The 14308-nt window shown below is 39.1% G+C and carries 13 protein-coding genes; 8 read left to right on the top strand and 5 right to left on the bottom strand.

Features of this window, described 5'->3' with window-relative positions; translation table 11 throughout:
• Window positions 1-14 precede the first annotated feature (14 nt).
• Window positions 15-1373: an amino acid permease gene (locus tag F959_RS01935; protein WP_004877057.1), complete on the bottom strand. Its 1359-nt coding sequence runs from the start codon at window positions 1371-1373 to the stop codon at window positions 15-17.
• 370 nt (window positions 1374-1743) lie between these two features.
• Here F959_RS01935 and prpF point away from each other — a divergent pair, with 370 nt between their 5' ends.
• The 3 genes from prpF to F959_RS01920 all read left to right on the top strand — a co-directional run bounded on the left by prpF (window position 1744) and on the right by F959_RS01920 (window position 4305).
• A complete protein-coding gene (gene prpF, locus F959_RS01930; protein WP_004877055.1) occupies window positions 1744-2931 on the top strand; it encodes a 2-methylaconitate cis-trans isomerase PrpF in 1188 nt (395 codons plus the stop codon).
• Window positions 2932-3089: 158 nt separating this feature from the next.
• Complete coding sequence (locus F959_RS01925) at window positions 3090-4001, top strand: polyprenyl synthetase family protein (protein WP_004877054.1); 912 nt, start codon at window positions 3090-3092, stop codon at window positions 3999-4001.
• Window positions 4002-4014: 13 nt separating this feature from the next.
• On the top strand, window positions 4015-4305 hold the full coding sequence (locus tag F959_RS01920) for a DUF3817 domain-containing protein (RefSeq protein ID WP_004877052.1): 291 nt from the start codon (window positions 4015-4017) through the stop codon (window positions 4303-4305).
• 83 nt (window positions 4306-4388) lie between these two features.
• Here the strand turns inward: F959_RS01920 and F959_RS01915 are convergent, their stop codons facing one another.
• From F959_RS01915 to F959_RS01900, 4 genes are all read right to left on the bottom strand, one after another.
• On the bottom strand, window positions 4389-5237 hold the full coding sequence (locus F959_RS01915) for an SPFH domain-containing protein (RefSeq protein ID WP_004877049.1): 849 nt from the start codon (window positions 5235-5237) through the stop codon (window positions 4389-4391).
• Window positions 5238-5255: 18 nt separating this feature from the next.
• Window positions 5256-5717: an NfeD family protein gene (locus F959_RS01910; RefSeq protein ID WP_004877046.1), complete on the bottom strand. Its 462-nt coding sequence runs from the start codon at window positions 5715-5717 to the stop codon at window positions 5256-5258.
• A 99-nt stretch (window positions 5718-5816) separates the two neighbouring features.
• On the bottom strand, window positions 5817-6734 hold the full coding sequence (locus tag F959_RS01905; protein ID WP_029424891.1) for a patatin-like phospholipase family protein: 918 nt from the start codon (window positions 6732-6734) through the stop codon (window positions 5817-5819).
• 63 nt (window positions 6735-6797) lie between these two features.
• Window positions 6798-7424, bottom strand: coding sequence for a lysophospholipid acyltransferase family protein (locus tag F959_RS01900; protein ID WP_004877042.1), 627 nt, complete (start codon window positions 7422-7424; stop codon window positions 6798-6800).
• A 145-nt stretch (window positions 7425-7569) separates the two neighbouring features.
• Between F959_RS01900 and F959_RS01895 the strand changes: the two genes are divergently transcribed.
• The 5 genes from F959_RS01895 (at window position 7570) to F959_RS01875 (ending at window position 14282) form a co-directional block, all read left to right on the top strand.
• Window positions 7570-8862 (top strand): MFS transporter, encoded by a 1293-nt coding sequence (locus F959_RS01895; protein ID WP_004877039.1) that lies wholly within the window; start codon window positions 7570-7572, stop codon window positions 8860-8862.
• A gap of 331 nt (window positions 8863-9193) precedes the next feature.
• Complete coding sequence (locus F959_RS01890) at window positions 9194-10300, top strand: porin (protein WP_004877036.1); 1107 nt, start codon at window positions 9194-9196, stop codon at window positions 10298-10300.
• Window positions 10301-10607: 307 nt separating this feature from the next.
• A complete protein-coding gene (locus tag F959_RS01885; protein ID WP_017196892.1) occupies window positions 10608-12248 on the top strand; it encodes a phosphoethanolamine transferase in 1641 nt (546 codons plus the stop codon).
• Window positions 12249-12261: 13 nt separating this feature from the next.
• Window positions 12262-12939 carry a DNA-binding response regulator PmrA gene (locus F959_RS01880; protein ID WP_004877031.1) on the top strand — a complete coding sequence of 226 codons (678 nt, stop codon included), beginning with the start codon at window positions 12262-12264 and terminating at the stop codon, window positions 12937-12939.
• Between the two features lie 5 nt (window positions 12940-12944).
• Window positions 12945-14282, top strand: coding sequence for a sensor histidine kinase (locus F959_RS01875; protein ID WP_017196893.1), 1338 nt, complete (start codon window positions 12945-12947; stop codon window positions 14280-14282).
• Window positions 14283-14308 lie beyond the last annotated feature (26 nt).

Genomic DNA, 14308 nt, shown 5'->3' with positions numbered 1-14308 from the left:
AATCGATCAATTATTTAGTCTGCTTTCTTTTTATTTAAAACATTAAATAAAATAAACATGAGTACAATCCAGATCGGAATCATCAGTACAGATTCTTTAAAACCTTGCTGCCACATGATGTATAGAACAACTGCAATAAATGCTAAAACTAAATAGTTGCTCAACGGAGACCATAATGCAGGGAAACTGGTTTTTAAACCTTTCTCTTTCGTCATTGCTTTGAATTTTAAGTGCGTTAAGCTGATCATCGCCCAGTTCAGAACTAGAGCACCCACCACGATATACATCAAATGACCAAGAGCATCTTCTGGAACAAAGTAGTTCAATAATACACAACCAAAGATCAATAATGCAGAAAGCAAGACAGCTGGTACAGGAACACCTTGCTTATTTACTTTCGCAAAAACTTTCGGTGCATTGCCTTGTTCAGCCAAACCAAACAGCATACGGCTATTAGCATACATACCACTGTTATAAACCGAGAGTGCAGCTGTTAGAATAATAAAGTTAAGTAAATGCGCAGCCCAACCAATCCCCATTTGACTGAAGATCATCACGAATGGGCTCTTGTCTAAACCACCTAAATCAAGCTGATTCCAAGGCACAAGCGATAATAAAATTGCGAGTGAACCGACATAGAAAATTAAAATACGAACAACAACTTGGTTAATCGCTTTTGGAATTGTTTTCTTTGGATCATTCGCTTCAGCTGCTGCCATACCAATTAGCTCAATACCACCAAAGGCGAACATGAGGAAGGCAAGCATATAGAATAGCCCATCAAAGCCATTCGGGAAGAAACCGCCGTGTGACCATAAGTTGCTAAATGACGCTGTTGAGTTTGCATCTGCGGTAAACAATAGATACAAACCAAAAAGAATCATAGCAACAACAGCAGTGACTTTAATGATTGCTAACCAGAACTCAGACTCACCGTAGAATTTCACATTGGTGAGGTTGATCGCAGTAATGATGACAAAGAAGAATAATACTGACTGCCAAGCCGCAATATGAGGCCACCAGTAGTTGATATATTTCGCTACCGCCGTGAGCTCACTCATGGCAACGAGAATATATAAAACCCAATAATTCCAACCTGATAAGAAACCAGGAAATTTACCCCAATATTGATAAGCGAAATGGCTAAATGAACCTGCTACAGGTTCTTCAACGATCATTTCACCAAGTTGACGCATGATTAGAAAAGCAATCAAGCCTCCAATCGCATAACCCAAAATAATAGATGGTCCAGCAGACTGGATGACTTGCGCAGAACCTAAAAATAAGCCCGTACCAATAGCCCCACCCATCGCGATGAGTTGGATATGGCGGTTTTTTAGTCCACGCTGAAGTTTAGAAGAATCGTTGTTCAAAGGACTGAGCTCGACGAGGAATAAGTGGATTATTCTAATAGATTGAAAGATTTTCGCCTAGTAAAAGTACAGATGAGCTATGACTGGAAAGTTGTTTTTAAAATTCATTTAAAATCTTATATTTGAGTGAATAGTAAACTAAGATTTGTATTTTATTTATACACTTAAATGAGGGCTTTGTTTAATTAACCTTGTTTATTGGTTTAAACGCCATTGTTAAATTTACAGAATAGACTCAATATCAAAGACATATTTTGTTCGCGATCGATGATCTAAAATCAATTGGTCGTATGGCATTTTCGATTGCTGTGCAGTAATTTAGACTCAAAATTTACTTGCACCAAGTACATGATAGAAGGATGAAATTGACATGAGCTCAGTACCGCAAATTAAAGTCCCTGCAACCTATATGCGTGGTGGCACAAGTAAAGGTGTATTTTTCAAATTAGATGATTTACCTGAAGCGGCACAAGTAGCAGGCAAAGCTCGTGATCAACTTTTACTTCGTGTAATTGGCAGTCCTGATCCTTATGGTAAACAAATTGATGGAATGGGAGGTGCAACCTCTAGTACCAGTAAGACGGTGATTTTGGCAAAAAGCACGCAACCAGAACACGATGTTGACTATCTTTTTGGACAAGTTTCAATTGATCAGCCATTTGTCGATTGGAGTGGAAACTGCGGTAATTTAACTGCTGCAGTGGGTTCATTTGCGATTTCTAATGGTTTAGTTGATGCTGATCGTATTCCTGAAAATGGCATTTGTACGGTGCGTATTTGGCAGAAGAATATTCAAAAAACCATTATCGCGCATGTACCAATAACCAATGGGCAAGTACAAGAAACAGGTGATTTTGAGCTTGACGGTGTGACATTCCCAGCAGCAGAAGTTCAAATTGAGTTTTTAGATCCAGCAGATGATGGCGAAGAGGGTGGCGATATGTTCCCTACCGGTAATGTCGTCGATCAGCTTGAAGTGCCTGAAGTTGGTTCATTCCAAGCCACCTTTATTAATGCAGGCATTCCAACGATTTTCTTGAATGCTGAAGATATTGGTTATCAAGGTACAGAATTACAAGATCATATCAATGGTGATTCAGTGGCATTAGCGCGGTTTGAAAAAATTCGTGCTTATGGCGCAGTGCAAATGGGCTTAATTAAAGATATTTCTGAAGCAGCAGCACGTCAACATACACCTAAAATTGCATTTGTTTCAAAACCAAAATCATATACATCTTCAAGTGGAAAAGCTGTTGAAGCTACAGATGTTGATTTACTGGTTCGTGCGCTTTCAATGGGTAAATTACACCATGCCATGATGGGCACAGCTGCGGTTGCAATTGGAACGGCAGCAGCGATTCCCGGAACTCTCGTTAATTTGGCTGCTGGCGGTGGCGAACGTGAAGCTGTTCGTTTTGGTCATCCATCTGGAACGTTACGTGTAGGCGCTCAGGCTGACTTGATTGATGGCAAATGGTCAGTGAAAAAAGCCATTATGAGCCGTAGTGCGCGGGTATTGATGGAAGGTTGGGTACGCGTACCGGGTGATACGTTCTAATCAAGATTTATAGTCGATAAAACCTCCTTTTTAGGAGGTTTTATTATTTTGAATGGATTAAAAATACAAACACAATCTAGTGAGATAAATAGTGTTATGATGTCGCCACTTTGACAAGTTCTGTCATTTATTCTTCCATTTAAATTCCAGAGGCAATTGTGTCATCTATTTCTCAAGTTAATGCGGATGTTTTAAAACAAGCTCAACAACGTATTCAACAAGATTTATTGACAGCATTGGCTGCATTTTCGATTCCAGAACCCTTAAAAGCCGCAGTACACCACGCGGTCATGTTAGGTGGAAAGCGAATTCGTCCAGCATTGTGTTATGCCGCAGCTGCATTAAAACCAAATCCTCATTTTGCTGCTGCTCGACGTGCTGCGGTTGCAGTTGAATTAATTCATTGTTATTCACTGGCACATGATGATTTGCCTTGTATGGATAATGACTTGCTGCGTCGTGGTCAGCCAACTTGTCATGTTGCTTTTGGCGAAGATACTGCTTTATTGGCAGGTGATATTCTGCAATCCATGGCGTTTGAGATTCTAGGTAGCCGTTTATTCGATGAACAAGGGCAGGGCACTGATCCTGCAATTGTACTAAAGCAGATGCAAATTTTAGCGACAGCCAGTTCAAAAATGGTTTGTGGACAGGTTTTGGATTTACAAGCTGAAGGCAAACAGGTCGATCAAGCCGAACTTGAAAATATCCATCGCAATAAAACAGGTGCATTAATCCAAGCGGCAATTATGATGGGTGCAGTCACGGTTTTCGCTGGAACTGATCAAGCAATTCCAAAGCTACGCCAGTTTGGGCAAAGTATTGGCTTAGCGTTCCAAGTTCAAGATGACATTTTAGATATTACGGCAAGCACCGAAACACTCGGAAAAACTGCGGGTAAAGATGAACAGGTGCAAAAATCCACCTATCCTGCGTTAATGGGATTAGCGCAAGCACAAGCTTATGCGCAAACATTACATGATCAAGCCTTTGAAGCTTTGGCATTCTTTGGTGAAGACGCAAAAGATCTCACTGCAATCTCTCAATTCTTATTGGCACGTCAAAGTTAATTTAAGGCATGTTATGAATATTCAATCTTTACGTATTGTTGGCACACTTGAAGGTATTTCATTTTTACTTTTACTCGGCATCGCAATGCCAATTAAATATATTTGGGGAAATCCAATTTTCGTAAAATATATTGGTATGGGGCACGGTGTCTTATTTCTGTTATTCCTCGTGATGTTGTTTGTGGTATGTCATCGCATGAAATGGTCTTTATCAGTCTTTAATATGGGGTTGATTGCGGCAGTATTACCATTTGGCCCATTTGTATTTGATCGTAAGATTAAGCAGCTTGCTGATCAGAATTAAATTAAAGCGACTTATTTAAAAATCTAGAGAATAAAAAAGCCATGGAGAACCATGGCTTTTTGCATACAGAACGATAATTAAAATTAACGTCCCATAATTCCGCGAATCGTGTTCAGTACATCGGCAGGGAGTACGACAGTCTTGGCATTGTTTGATTTTGCCATATCTTGCATCGCTTTAACGTATTGTTCACCGAGTAGGTAAGCAACTGGAATTTCTTTATCACCTACTGCACTTGTAACCATTTCAATGGCACGTTGTGAAGACTCGGCAAGTACAACCTGTGCTTCTGCATCACGACGAGACGCTTCAAGACGACCATCTGCTTCCAGAATCGCAGCTTGTTTTTCACCATCGGCTTTGGTCACAGTCGCACGACGCTGACGTTCAGCAGCAGCTTGTGCTTCCATCGCAGCCTGCATGGTGTGTGATGGTTGAATATCCTGAATTTCAACTGTTTTAAGGGTAATTCCCCAGTCTGAAATATCATCAGAAATGGCAGCTTTAAGTTTAGCTTTGATGTGATCACGAGATGAAAGTGCATCATCCAAGTCCATTTCACCTACGATAGAACGCAATGAAGTTTGAACAAGGTTTTGAATTGCCCAAGTATAGTTCTCGATCCCGTACACTGCTTTTTCTGGTGTCGTGATATTAATATATGCTACAGCATTGGCAATAATGACGGCATTGTCACGAGTAATCACTTCTTGAGAAGGGATATCTAAAACAATATCTTTGGTTGTGATTTTATAAGCAACTTCATCAATATACGGAATGACAAAGTTAAGACCTGGACGTAAGGTAGTATGGTATTTACCTAAGCGTTGTACAATCCATTTATAACCTTGGGGAACAATACGCACCCCTTTAAAAATAGTTGTACCAATAAAAGCGAAAAGCGCTAATACAACAATAGTACCGACAGACATTGAAAACCCTCTTTGTGTTTATGCGGAGCTATGTGGTTGAACGACTAAATCATTACCCAAAATATCAATAACTTGAACGCGATCCCCAACCTTTACTTCGGCTGTTGAACGGCAGTTCCATTCATCAGAGCCTAAGACAGGCATTGGAAAGCGTACAATAATTTGACCATGATCGAGTCCAGTATGGATGACCATGCCAACTTGTCCAATGGTTGATTCACGAGACAAACCAGCTTTGGTTTTATCGATTGAAAGTGGTTTTATAAACTTAAACCAAAGAATCGTGCATAAAATAGATAAAATTCCCCAAGTAATTACTTGGGTTGTAAATCCCATCATCGGGAAAAGCCACAACAAAATGCAGACCATAACGGCTGCAATGCCAAACCATAAAGCGGCAAAAGCTGGCAAAATTAACTCTGAAAGAATGAGTAAAATCCCTAATACAAACCAGTGCCAAGGCTCAACTACAAATTCCATAGATTTGCTCGTGTGATTAAAGTGAGTAGAGGTGAATAAATATTCACCTCTTGCACTCTATCAGATCATTATCTTTATGAATATACAAAGATTGTTTTTTTAGAATTTTGCTCTTGGGGCAGGCTTAAATGCTGCTGGAGATTTCTTAAAATTAGTAATTGCGCTTTGAATTGCCGTGATTTTTGCTTGCGCAGCTTTCTCACCTTCTAGAATGGCTTCATTACTTGATTTAAGGTCGAGCACACCTAAATGTCCGACTTTAGGTTGAATCACAATCGTCGCTTGGTTGAGTTCTTCATTAATACTTTGTTGTCCCATAATATTAATGGTTTGATCGAGTAATCCCCACATACTCAGTGGTTTGTCACCCGTTGGACGTGCTGAAATATCGACAGCAATCACAATATCCGCGCCCATATCTTTTGCCGTTTTTACAGGAATTGGACTTACTAAGCCGCCATCCACGTATTTAGTGCTGCCAATCACGGTTGGAACAAACACATTTGGGATACTGCATGATGCTCTAACTGCTTGTCCTGCATTACCTTTGATGAATTCAGCCTTTCTACCATTATCTAATCGGGTTGCTACTGCTGCAAAACGAATTGGAAATTTTTCAATCGGCTTATTACCAACCTGAGCATTGACATAGTTTTGTAGTTTTTGTCCGAGGATGAAGCCTTGGCTATTCAAAGTAAGATCGCGGATATCCGACTCTTGGAGTTTGAGCGCTAGATTTTGCATTTGATATGGTGTTTGACCACTTGCATAAATGCTCCCGACAAAGCTACCTGCACTCGTGCCTGTTACGATTTTTGCTTTAATGCCATGAGACTCTAATACTTTGATCACACCAATGTGGGAGAATCCTTTCGCACCGCCACCACCTAAAGCCAGTGCAATCACTGGTTCACGTGCTTTTAATGTCGTTGTGGGCGGTATTTTTTTCGTTGCTTGATCACAGCCGAATAAAGCAAGGCTAAGCAGTGCCAAACAAGAAAGTCGAGCAATTTTCATAACAGTTGAAGATAAAATAGACAGAGGAGATGGGCACATCAGATCAGATTTGCCCTTAACTTTCTAGTTTTTTTTCACAAGTTTTTGTAATGGTTCAGCCAGCCAATGTGGATTTTTCGGCGAGAAATGACCTTCATAAAAACTCATAATTTTTTCTAAATCTTGTTGATAGTGACCTGTTGGGGTAAAAGCCCCTAAGCTATAAATGGTTTTATGGTCGTAATCGAAAGAGAACATCACGATTGGAATACCCGCTGCATGAGCAATATGGTAGAAACCACTTTTCATTTTCTCTGCTTTTTTACGTGTTCCTTCAGGTGCCATACCCACCCAAATTCGGTCATATTTTTGAATGGTTGCGACAACTTGCTCCGTTAGCCCATTGGTACTGTCACGGTGAACAGGAATCAGTCCAGCCCAGTCTAAAAGTGGTTTGAAAGGTGGTTTAAATAACGTATCTTTGCCTAAAACTGTGATTTTCAACCCTAAGCCACCAATCGCTAGAAAACCATACCATCCATCGATATTTGAGGTGTGTGGTGAAATAATTGCGACTGCTTTAGGTAGGTTTGGAATATCGCCTACAACTTTCCAGCCTTGGCTTAAAAAGATTTTTTTACACAAAGCCCGACTATAATGAGTTCCACGTTGAGGAACTAATGGGGGTAAATCTGGAAAATGTTGTGGCATAAGTAAAGCTAAATAATGACAACTATAATTATCTTAAACGCTGATGAGATACTCTGCATTGGCAAAAAATGAGAAAATATCGTCAAGATTTTGAGAGGATTAGATACTTTTGAACTTACTAAGCACTTGTCGAGGAAATTGATACATGCCTAATTTACGGCAAGTTTATGTCTTATTATTTTCACTGTATTGGGCTCAAGGTCTACCTGTCGGCTTTATGACACATGCTTTGCCGGTCATTTTGAGAGCGCAAGGTGTTTCACTGGCACATATCGGCGGTTTTGGTTTGTTGATGCTGCCGTGGTCAATCAAAATATTTTGGGCTGCCTATGTTGATCGTTATGCCATACCTTATCCATCCGTTTTCGGCAGGGAAAGAAATGGGAGTGTTAATATTGGGCATTATCGAAGCTGGATTATTCCTACACAGCTTTGTAGTGTTTTGATTTTAATTTTACTTTCATTTTTCCCCATTCAAGCTTTGGATCAACCAAGTTACTTGTTGATCTTCTTTGTTCTATTGTTATTGAGCAATCTAACAGGCGCAACGCAAGATATTGCAACAGATGGTTTGGCTGTTAATTTGCTTAAAACTGATCAACAACATTGGGGCAATACCTTCCAAGTAATTGGTTCAAGGCTTGGCTTTATTGTCGGTGGTGGTGCTGTATTGTGGAGTCTGGACTGGCTGCAATGGCAAGCAACTTTTCTATTACTGGCTGGGATTGTCTTTTTAAATACATTAGCGATCTTATTTTATAAAGAACCTGTTCATCCTAAAGCTTCTACTGATATTGCAAAAATACAGACATCACTACTTCAGGCAATTCGACAATATCTTGCTTACTTTAGTTCATCTGTAGAGTTAAAAGCTTGGTTAATGGTATTAATCAGCTTCAAAATTGCTGATGGGCTTGCAGGACCACTTTTAAAACCGTTAATGGTTGATATGGGGCTGAGTTTTTCGCAAATCGGAATTTACATTACCATGCTTGGTGCAATCGCAGCATTGATTGGTGCAGGTATAGCAGGATTATTACTCAGATATTTTTCTAGATCATCGGCTTTGATTTTATTTTCAATATTAAAAATACTTAGTCTTATCGCTTACGGTTATCTTGCTTATGCATTTGAGCATCAATCTCCGATCGCGCCGATGTGGTTGTATGCTGTCAATGCATTTGAAGATGCATGTTCGGCAATGCTTTTGGTCGTGATGCTGACTTTAGTGATGCAATACAGCCGTAAAAACTTTGCAGGCACAGACTTTACTTTTCAGGTTTCTGTGATGGCAACGATCAGTGGTTTGCTTTATTTAATGAGTGGGGTAATAGGGGATTGGCTAGGGTACACTCGTTATTTAACTGTGATTTGTATGATCGCGGTGATTTGCTTATGGCCGATTTATTACTGGTTGAAAAAGGCAAGACCACATTAGATATTTATTACAAAATTAATTTTTTTGTTGTTATAAGTTGAAATATTGAACAGATGTATACATGGATAAAAAGAGATGAAGATCCTATTTCAATAAAATCAAAAAATTGCCTACCAAGATTTGAATCACCTTAAATTAAAGAAATGGTTGTTTTTATAAGATATTGATAATAAATAATATTATTGAATATTTTTTATTTTTTACAGTAAATGATTATCGTGTATAAAAATTAAACTTTAGTCGAAAATAGAATAAATAAATAAGATTTTAATTGTTTTGTCATATAAAGTTAATGTGTAGGATTTGTTACAAATTAACTAGGATGTCAACAATGAAAATCAAAATTGTAACAGCAGCAGTGCTCAGTTTACTTGCAACATCAACTTTTGCAGCGCCAACAATCTACGGTGAGATTGATGCTAGCGTTGACTATTTACCAGAAAAAAATGCAACTAAATCGAATAAAGATGTTTGGGAAATTAGTTCAAATAGTTCGTTTATCGGCGTAAAGGGTGATGAAAAACTGACTGACCGTTTAAGCGCTGTATACGCTGCAGAATGGGGTTTTAGTGCTGATGGTGATAGTAGTGACTGGACTCAACGTAACCGTTATGTAGGTTTAAAAGACAGTCAATTGGGTACTGTTAAAATCGGTAAGCATGATACGCCATTGAAACAATTATCAAGCGTCGTAGATACCTTCAATAACTATGTCGCAAATAAAGCGGATGTAACAGGGATCTTCACAGGCGAAAACCGTATTGATAATGTGGTTGTATATGAATCACCAGCAGTGAAACTTTTAGATGGTGGTTTCAAATTCAACGCATTACTGGCAACAGGTGAATCTTCTGGGATTAAGAAAACTAGCGGTGGAGCTAAAGTTTCTGGTCGTGGTTTAGGTGATGCATGGTCTGCTTCTGTTGTATATGAAAACCCAATGGTTGTGGCAGCTTTAGCTTATGACAAAGCAATTCCAAGTAATTTTTTAGGACGAGGTATGTTAAATGCTGCTGAACCTGAAATTGGTGGTGGATCTTTATTTGCAGCAGCGAATACTGTTCGTGCCATTGGTCGTGTGAATCCAATTGATGGTTTGGCGTTAAAAGCAATGTACCAAACCTCCGAAGTAGAAGCTGTTGCTGGCAATGATGCAGGTTCTGAAAATATTGATGATGCGCAAGGTTGGTTAATCGGCGCTGAATATAATATTCCTCAAGCGAAAAACTGGACGGTAAAAGGTCAGTACAGCCAAAATGATACGAGTTTTAAAGATAACTCATCTGATTTTAAAGCGAAGCAAATTATCGCTGGTGCAGACTATGCTTTTAACAAACAAGTTAAAACTTATGGTTATGCGGGGTATTTGACTCTTGAACAAGCAAGTAAGAAAGACAAGCAACCTGTTGCAGGTTTAGGTTTAGAGTTCAAGTTCTAATACTTTAGCTTAAAACAACACCCTTAAGTACTGCTTATAGGGTGTTTTTTTATTTCAATTTTTCTTCATTACACTATAATCGCCTTATCCACTGGATGGCTTGTTAACAATAAAATAATACGATGTTTGGAATGATCGGGTATAAGGAAATTATTGTTTTCATATAAATAATTTTTAGCGTCATGATACGAGTTTTAGCGTTCAATCAGCAGTATTGTGAAACATCAAGTATTTAGTTTAAGTCATTTTTAAGTTTCAATTTTTATCTTAGTGAAGCTAAGAATTTTCTTTTTAGATTGTGATGATTATGCTGCTACAAAAACTCAAGATCAGGCCGATTTCACTGCTTACTTTTAACTTATTGCTTGCAATTTGGTTAGGGGTTTTCCTGAATATCGCTTTTTATGAAAAGCTTCAATCCCTTACTCCTTATACAGGCATCAAAGCAGGTCTATTTGTTGCGGCTTCGGTTTTGGTTGTTGTTGCACTGTATAACTTTATTTTTCAGTTATTCAACTGGAAGTGGACGGCTAAGCCAATTGCAATTGCACTGGTTTTTATCGGTGGATTTGCTTCATATGCAGTGAGCACTTTAGGTGTCTTGATTACTTCTGATCAAGTGCAAAATCTGATGCAAACAGATATGGCAGAGGCGCGTGATACTTGGTCTTGGCATTTGGTTGTTTGGACTTTAGGGATGACGGTTTTACCAATCATTGCGATTTTACTGGTAAAACTAAAATCTGAACCTATCGTTGGTCAGTTGCTCAAGAAAGTAATTGCTACTGTTGTTTCTTTAGCAATGGTAGGTGGTCTGCTTTTTGTTTTCTATGTTGATTTTGCAGCAATCTTCCGTGAAAACCGTGATTTGAAAGGTATGATCTCACCACAAAATATGATTGCATCTTTTGCGTCTTATTATAAAAAGAAAGCACCTAAAGAAAATCTTCCGCTCGTAACCTATGGTGAAGATGCAACGATGCAAAAAACTGATGCATCCAAGTTGCCTAAATTAATGGTTCTAGTCGTCGGTGAAACTGCGCGTGCAGAAAATTTCTCTTTAAATGGCTATAGCAAGAACACCAACCCTAAATTATCGAAACAAGACATTATCAATTTTTCTCAAGTGAGTTCATGTGGAACGGCAACGGCAGTTTCAGTGCCGTGTATGTTCTCAGGTATGCCACGCGAAGATTATGATGAAAGTCTAGCGAATCATCGTGAAGGATTGCTAGATATTGCGAAGCGAGCTGGTTATCAAGTGACATGGATTGATAACAATTCTGGTTGTAAAGGAACGTGTGACCGTGTTGAAGAGTTCAAAATTCCAGAACCCATTCAAAAGAAATGGTGTAAAGATGAAGAATGTTTTGATGATATTTTAATTGATAGTTTAAAAGCATACTTAGCGACGATTCCGAAGGATGACACACGTCCGCATTTAGTTGTATTACATCAAATGGGAAGTCATGGGCCTGCATATTACAAACGCGTTCCACCGCAATATAAAGTCTTTAAACCAACGTGTGATACCAATGCGATTCAAGGTTGTTCTCGTGATGAATTATTAAATAGTTACGACAATACTTTGCTCTACACGGATTATGTTTTAGATTCTTTGATTGAAACCCTAAAGACAGCAACCCAATACGAAACAGGTTTGTGGTATTTGTCTGATCACGGTGAGTCGACGGGTGAAAGTGGCATGTATTTACATGGCGCGCCTTATGCAATTGCACCATCTCAGCAAACACATGTGCCGATGCTAATGTGGTTCTCTGATGCGTGGAAACAACAGGCACAGAAACAAATGAGTTGTTTGTCGCAACAACGTCAAAAGGAATTAAGCCAAGATAACTTATTCCCAACGATGTTGAGTTTGTTAGACGTAAAAACCAAAGTAATTGACCCTAAAAATGACATGTTAGCTACATGCTCAAATCCATAAGTGAGATGAAATCATGACCAAAATCTTGATGATCGAAGATGATTTTATGATTGCAGAGTCGACATTGACGTTATTGCGATATCATCAATTTGACGTGGAATGGGTCAATAACGGTGTAGATGGGTTAACGCTTTTATCAAAGCAAGATTTTGATTTGGTGTTACTCGATCTTGGTTTGCCATTAATGGATGGTATGCAGATTTTGCGTCAAATTCGTCAACGAAGCGCATTGCCTGTGTTGATTATTTCGGCGCGAGACCAACTGCAAAATCGTGTTGAAGGTTTAAATCAGGGAGCAGATGACTATTTGATTAAACCTTATGAATTTGATGAATTGCTTGCCCGTATCAATGCATTGTTACGCCGTGGCAATACAGCAATGACGCAATTGAAAAATAATTCGCAACTGTTGAAAAGTGGCGATTTAGTCTTGGATGTCGAACAGCATTTAGCGACGTTCAAAGGTCAGCAAATCGAGTTGTCAAATCGTGAGTGGGCGATTCTTATTCCAATGGTAACGCATCCCAATAAGATTTTTTCCAAAGCAAACCTTGAAGATAAGTTGTATGATTTTGATAGTGAAGTCACGAGTAATACAATTGAAGTGTATGTCCACCATTTGCGTGCAAAACTAGGTAAAGACTTCATTCGTACGATTCGTGGATTAGGCTATCGACTGGGACAACCCTAAGACTTATGAAAACACCCAAGCAATATTCGCTAAAAAAACGGCTCATTTGGGGCACATCAATCTTTAGTTTATTGCTTGGATGCTTATTGATTTTTACTGCTTATAAAATTGCCTTGCATGAAGTAGATGAAATTCTTGATACGCAAATGCAATATATGGCAGAACGTTCAACAACTCAGCCTCTAACGCCCGTTGCAAGTAAGGTTGAGTTGCATCGCACCTATCATGAAGAAGACCTACTTGTCGATATCTGGGCGTATAAGGATCAAAGCCATTTATGGCATCAAACCCATTTGTTGATTCCACCAGTGCAACAGGCGGGTTTCTATACCCAAGAAACACCACAAGGCAAATGGCGCGTTTATGTTATTCCGCTAAAAGATTATCAAATTCAAGTCAGTCAACAGGAGCAAGTCCGTAAAAGCTTCGCATGGGAACTTGCTGGGAGTATGTTTATTCCTTATGTGTTGCTACTACCATTTGCGATTATTATCTTGGCTTTTATTATTAGCCTGAGTCTCAAACCGCTAGATGATTTTAAAGCAGAATTACAGCAACGTGATTCGGATGGCTTAGCACCGATTGATAGTAAAGAATATCCTCAAGAACTCATCCCAACCATTGAGGAAATGAACCATCTGTTCGAGCGAATTCAACATGCTCAGGCGGAACAAAAGCAGTTTATTGCAGATGCTGCGCATGAGCTTCGTACGCCAGTAACTGCATTGAATCTACAGACTAAGATTTTGATGAGTCAGTTCCCAGAACATGAATCCTTAAAAAATCTAAGTAAGGGACTGGCACGTATTCAGCATTTGGTCACTCAACTCTTGGCTTTGGCAAAACAAGATGTCGGTCTGATGTTGATCGAGCCGAATACGCTATTCCGTTTGAATGATGTTGCTTTGAACTGTGTTGAGCAACTGGTCAATCTCGCTATGCAGAAAGAAATTGATCTTGGTTTTGAACGAAATGATGTGATTGAGATGCAAAGTCTTGAGTCGACGGTGCATTCAATCATTTTCAATCTGATTGATAATGCAATCAAATATACGCCAAGTCAGGGCATCATTAACATTTCAGTTTATAACGAGAATGAGGATTATGCTTGTATTCAAATCGAAGACAGTGGTTCAGGAATTGCCCCTGAAAACTATGACAAAGTTTTAAAGCGCTTTTACCGTGTTCATCATCATCTTGAAGTGGGTAGTGGTTTAGGACTTTCTATTGTTGACAAAGCGACTCAGCGACTCGGTGGAACGTTGCAATTGGGGCGCAGTATTGATTTGGGCGGATTGTTAGTGACAGTTCGCTTGCCTAAAAAGCTTGAGCGTCACGGATAAGTTGCTAGCAAGTTAATATGTGATCA

It is taken from the genome of Acinetobacter venetianus RAG-1 = CIP 110063 (genome assembly GCF_000368585.1).
Taxonomy (GTDB): Bacteria; Pseudomonadota; Gammaproteobacteria; order Pseudomonadales; family Moraxellaceae; genus Acinetobacter; species Acinetobacter venetianus.
This window is presented reverse-complemented; position numbering and strand designations above follow the sequence as displayed.

Excerpts from the sequence above, each read along its gene's own strand:
- F959_RS01900 (WP_004877042.1), bottom strand. The coding sequence starts at position 7,424 with ATGCCACAACATTTTCCAGATTTACCCCCATTAGTTCCTCAACGTGGA.
- F959_RS01905 (WP_029424891.1), bottom strand. The coding sequence starts at position 6,734 with ATGAAAATTGCTCGACTTTCTTGTTTGGCACTGCTTAGCCTTGCTTTA.
- F959_RS01910 (WP_004877046.1), bottom strand. The coding sequence starts at position 5,717 with ATGGAATTTGTAGTTGAGCCTTGGCACTGGTTTGTATTAGGGATTTTA.
- F959_RS01890 (WP_004877036.1), top strand. The coding sequence starts at position 9,194 with ATGAAAATCAAAATTGTAACAGCAGCAGTGCTCAGTTTACTTGCAACA.
- F959_RS01895 (WP_004877039.1), top strand. The coding sequence starts at position 7,570 with ATGCCTAATTTACGGCAAGTTTATGTCTTATTATTTTCACTGTATTGG.
- F959_RS01880 (WP_004877031.1), top strand. The coding sequence starts at position 12,262 with ATGACCAAAATCTTGATGATCGAAGATGATTTTATGATTGCAGAGTCG.
- F959_RS01875 (WP_017196893.1), top strand. The coding sequence starts at position 12,945 with ATGAAAACACCCAAGCAATATTCGCTAAAAAAACGGCTCATTTGGGGC.
- F959_RS01915 (WP_004877049.1), bottom strand. The coding sequence starts at position 5,237 with ATGTCTGTCGGTACTATTGTTGTATTAGCGCTTTTCGCTTTTATTGGT.
- prpF (WP_004877055.1), top strand. The coding sequence starts at position 1,744 with ATGAGCTCAGTACCGCAAATTAAAGTCCCTGCAACCTATATGCGTGGT.
- F959_RS01920 (WP_004877052.1), top strand. The coding sequence starts at position 4,015 with ATGAATATTCAATCTTTACGTATTGTTGGCACACTTGAAGGTATTTCA.
- F959_RS01885 (WP_017196892.1), top strand. The coding sequence starts at position 10,608 with ATGCTGCTACAAAAACTCAAGATCAGGCCGATTTCACTGCTTACTTTT.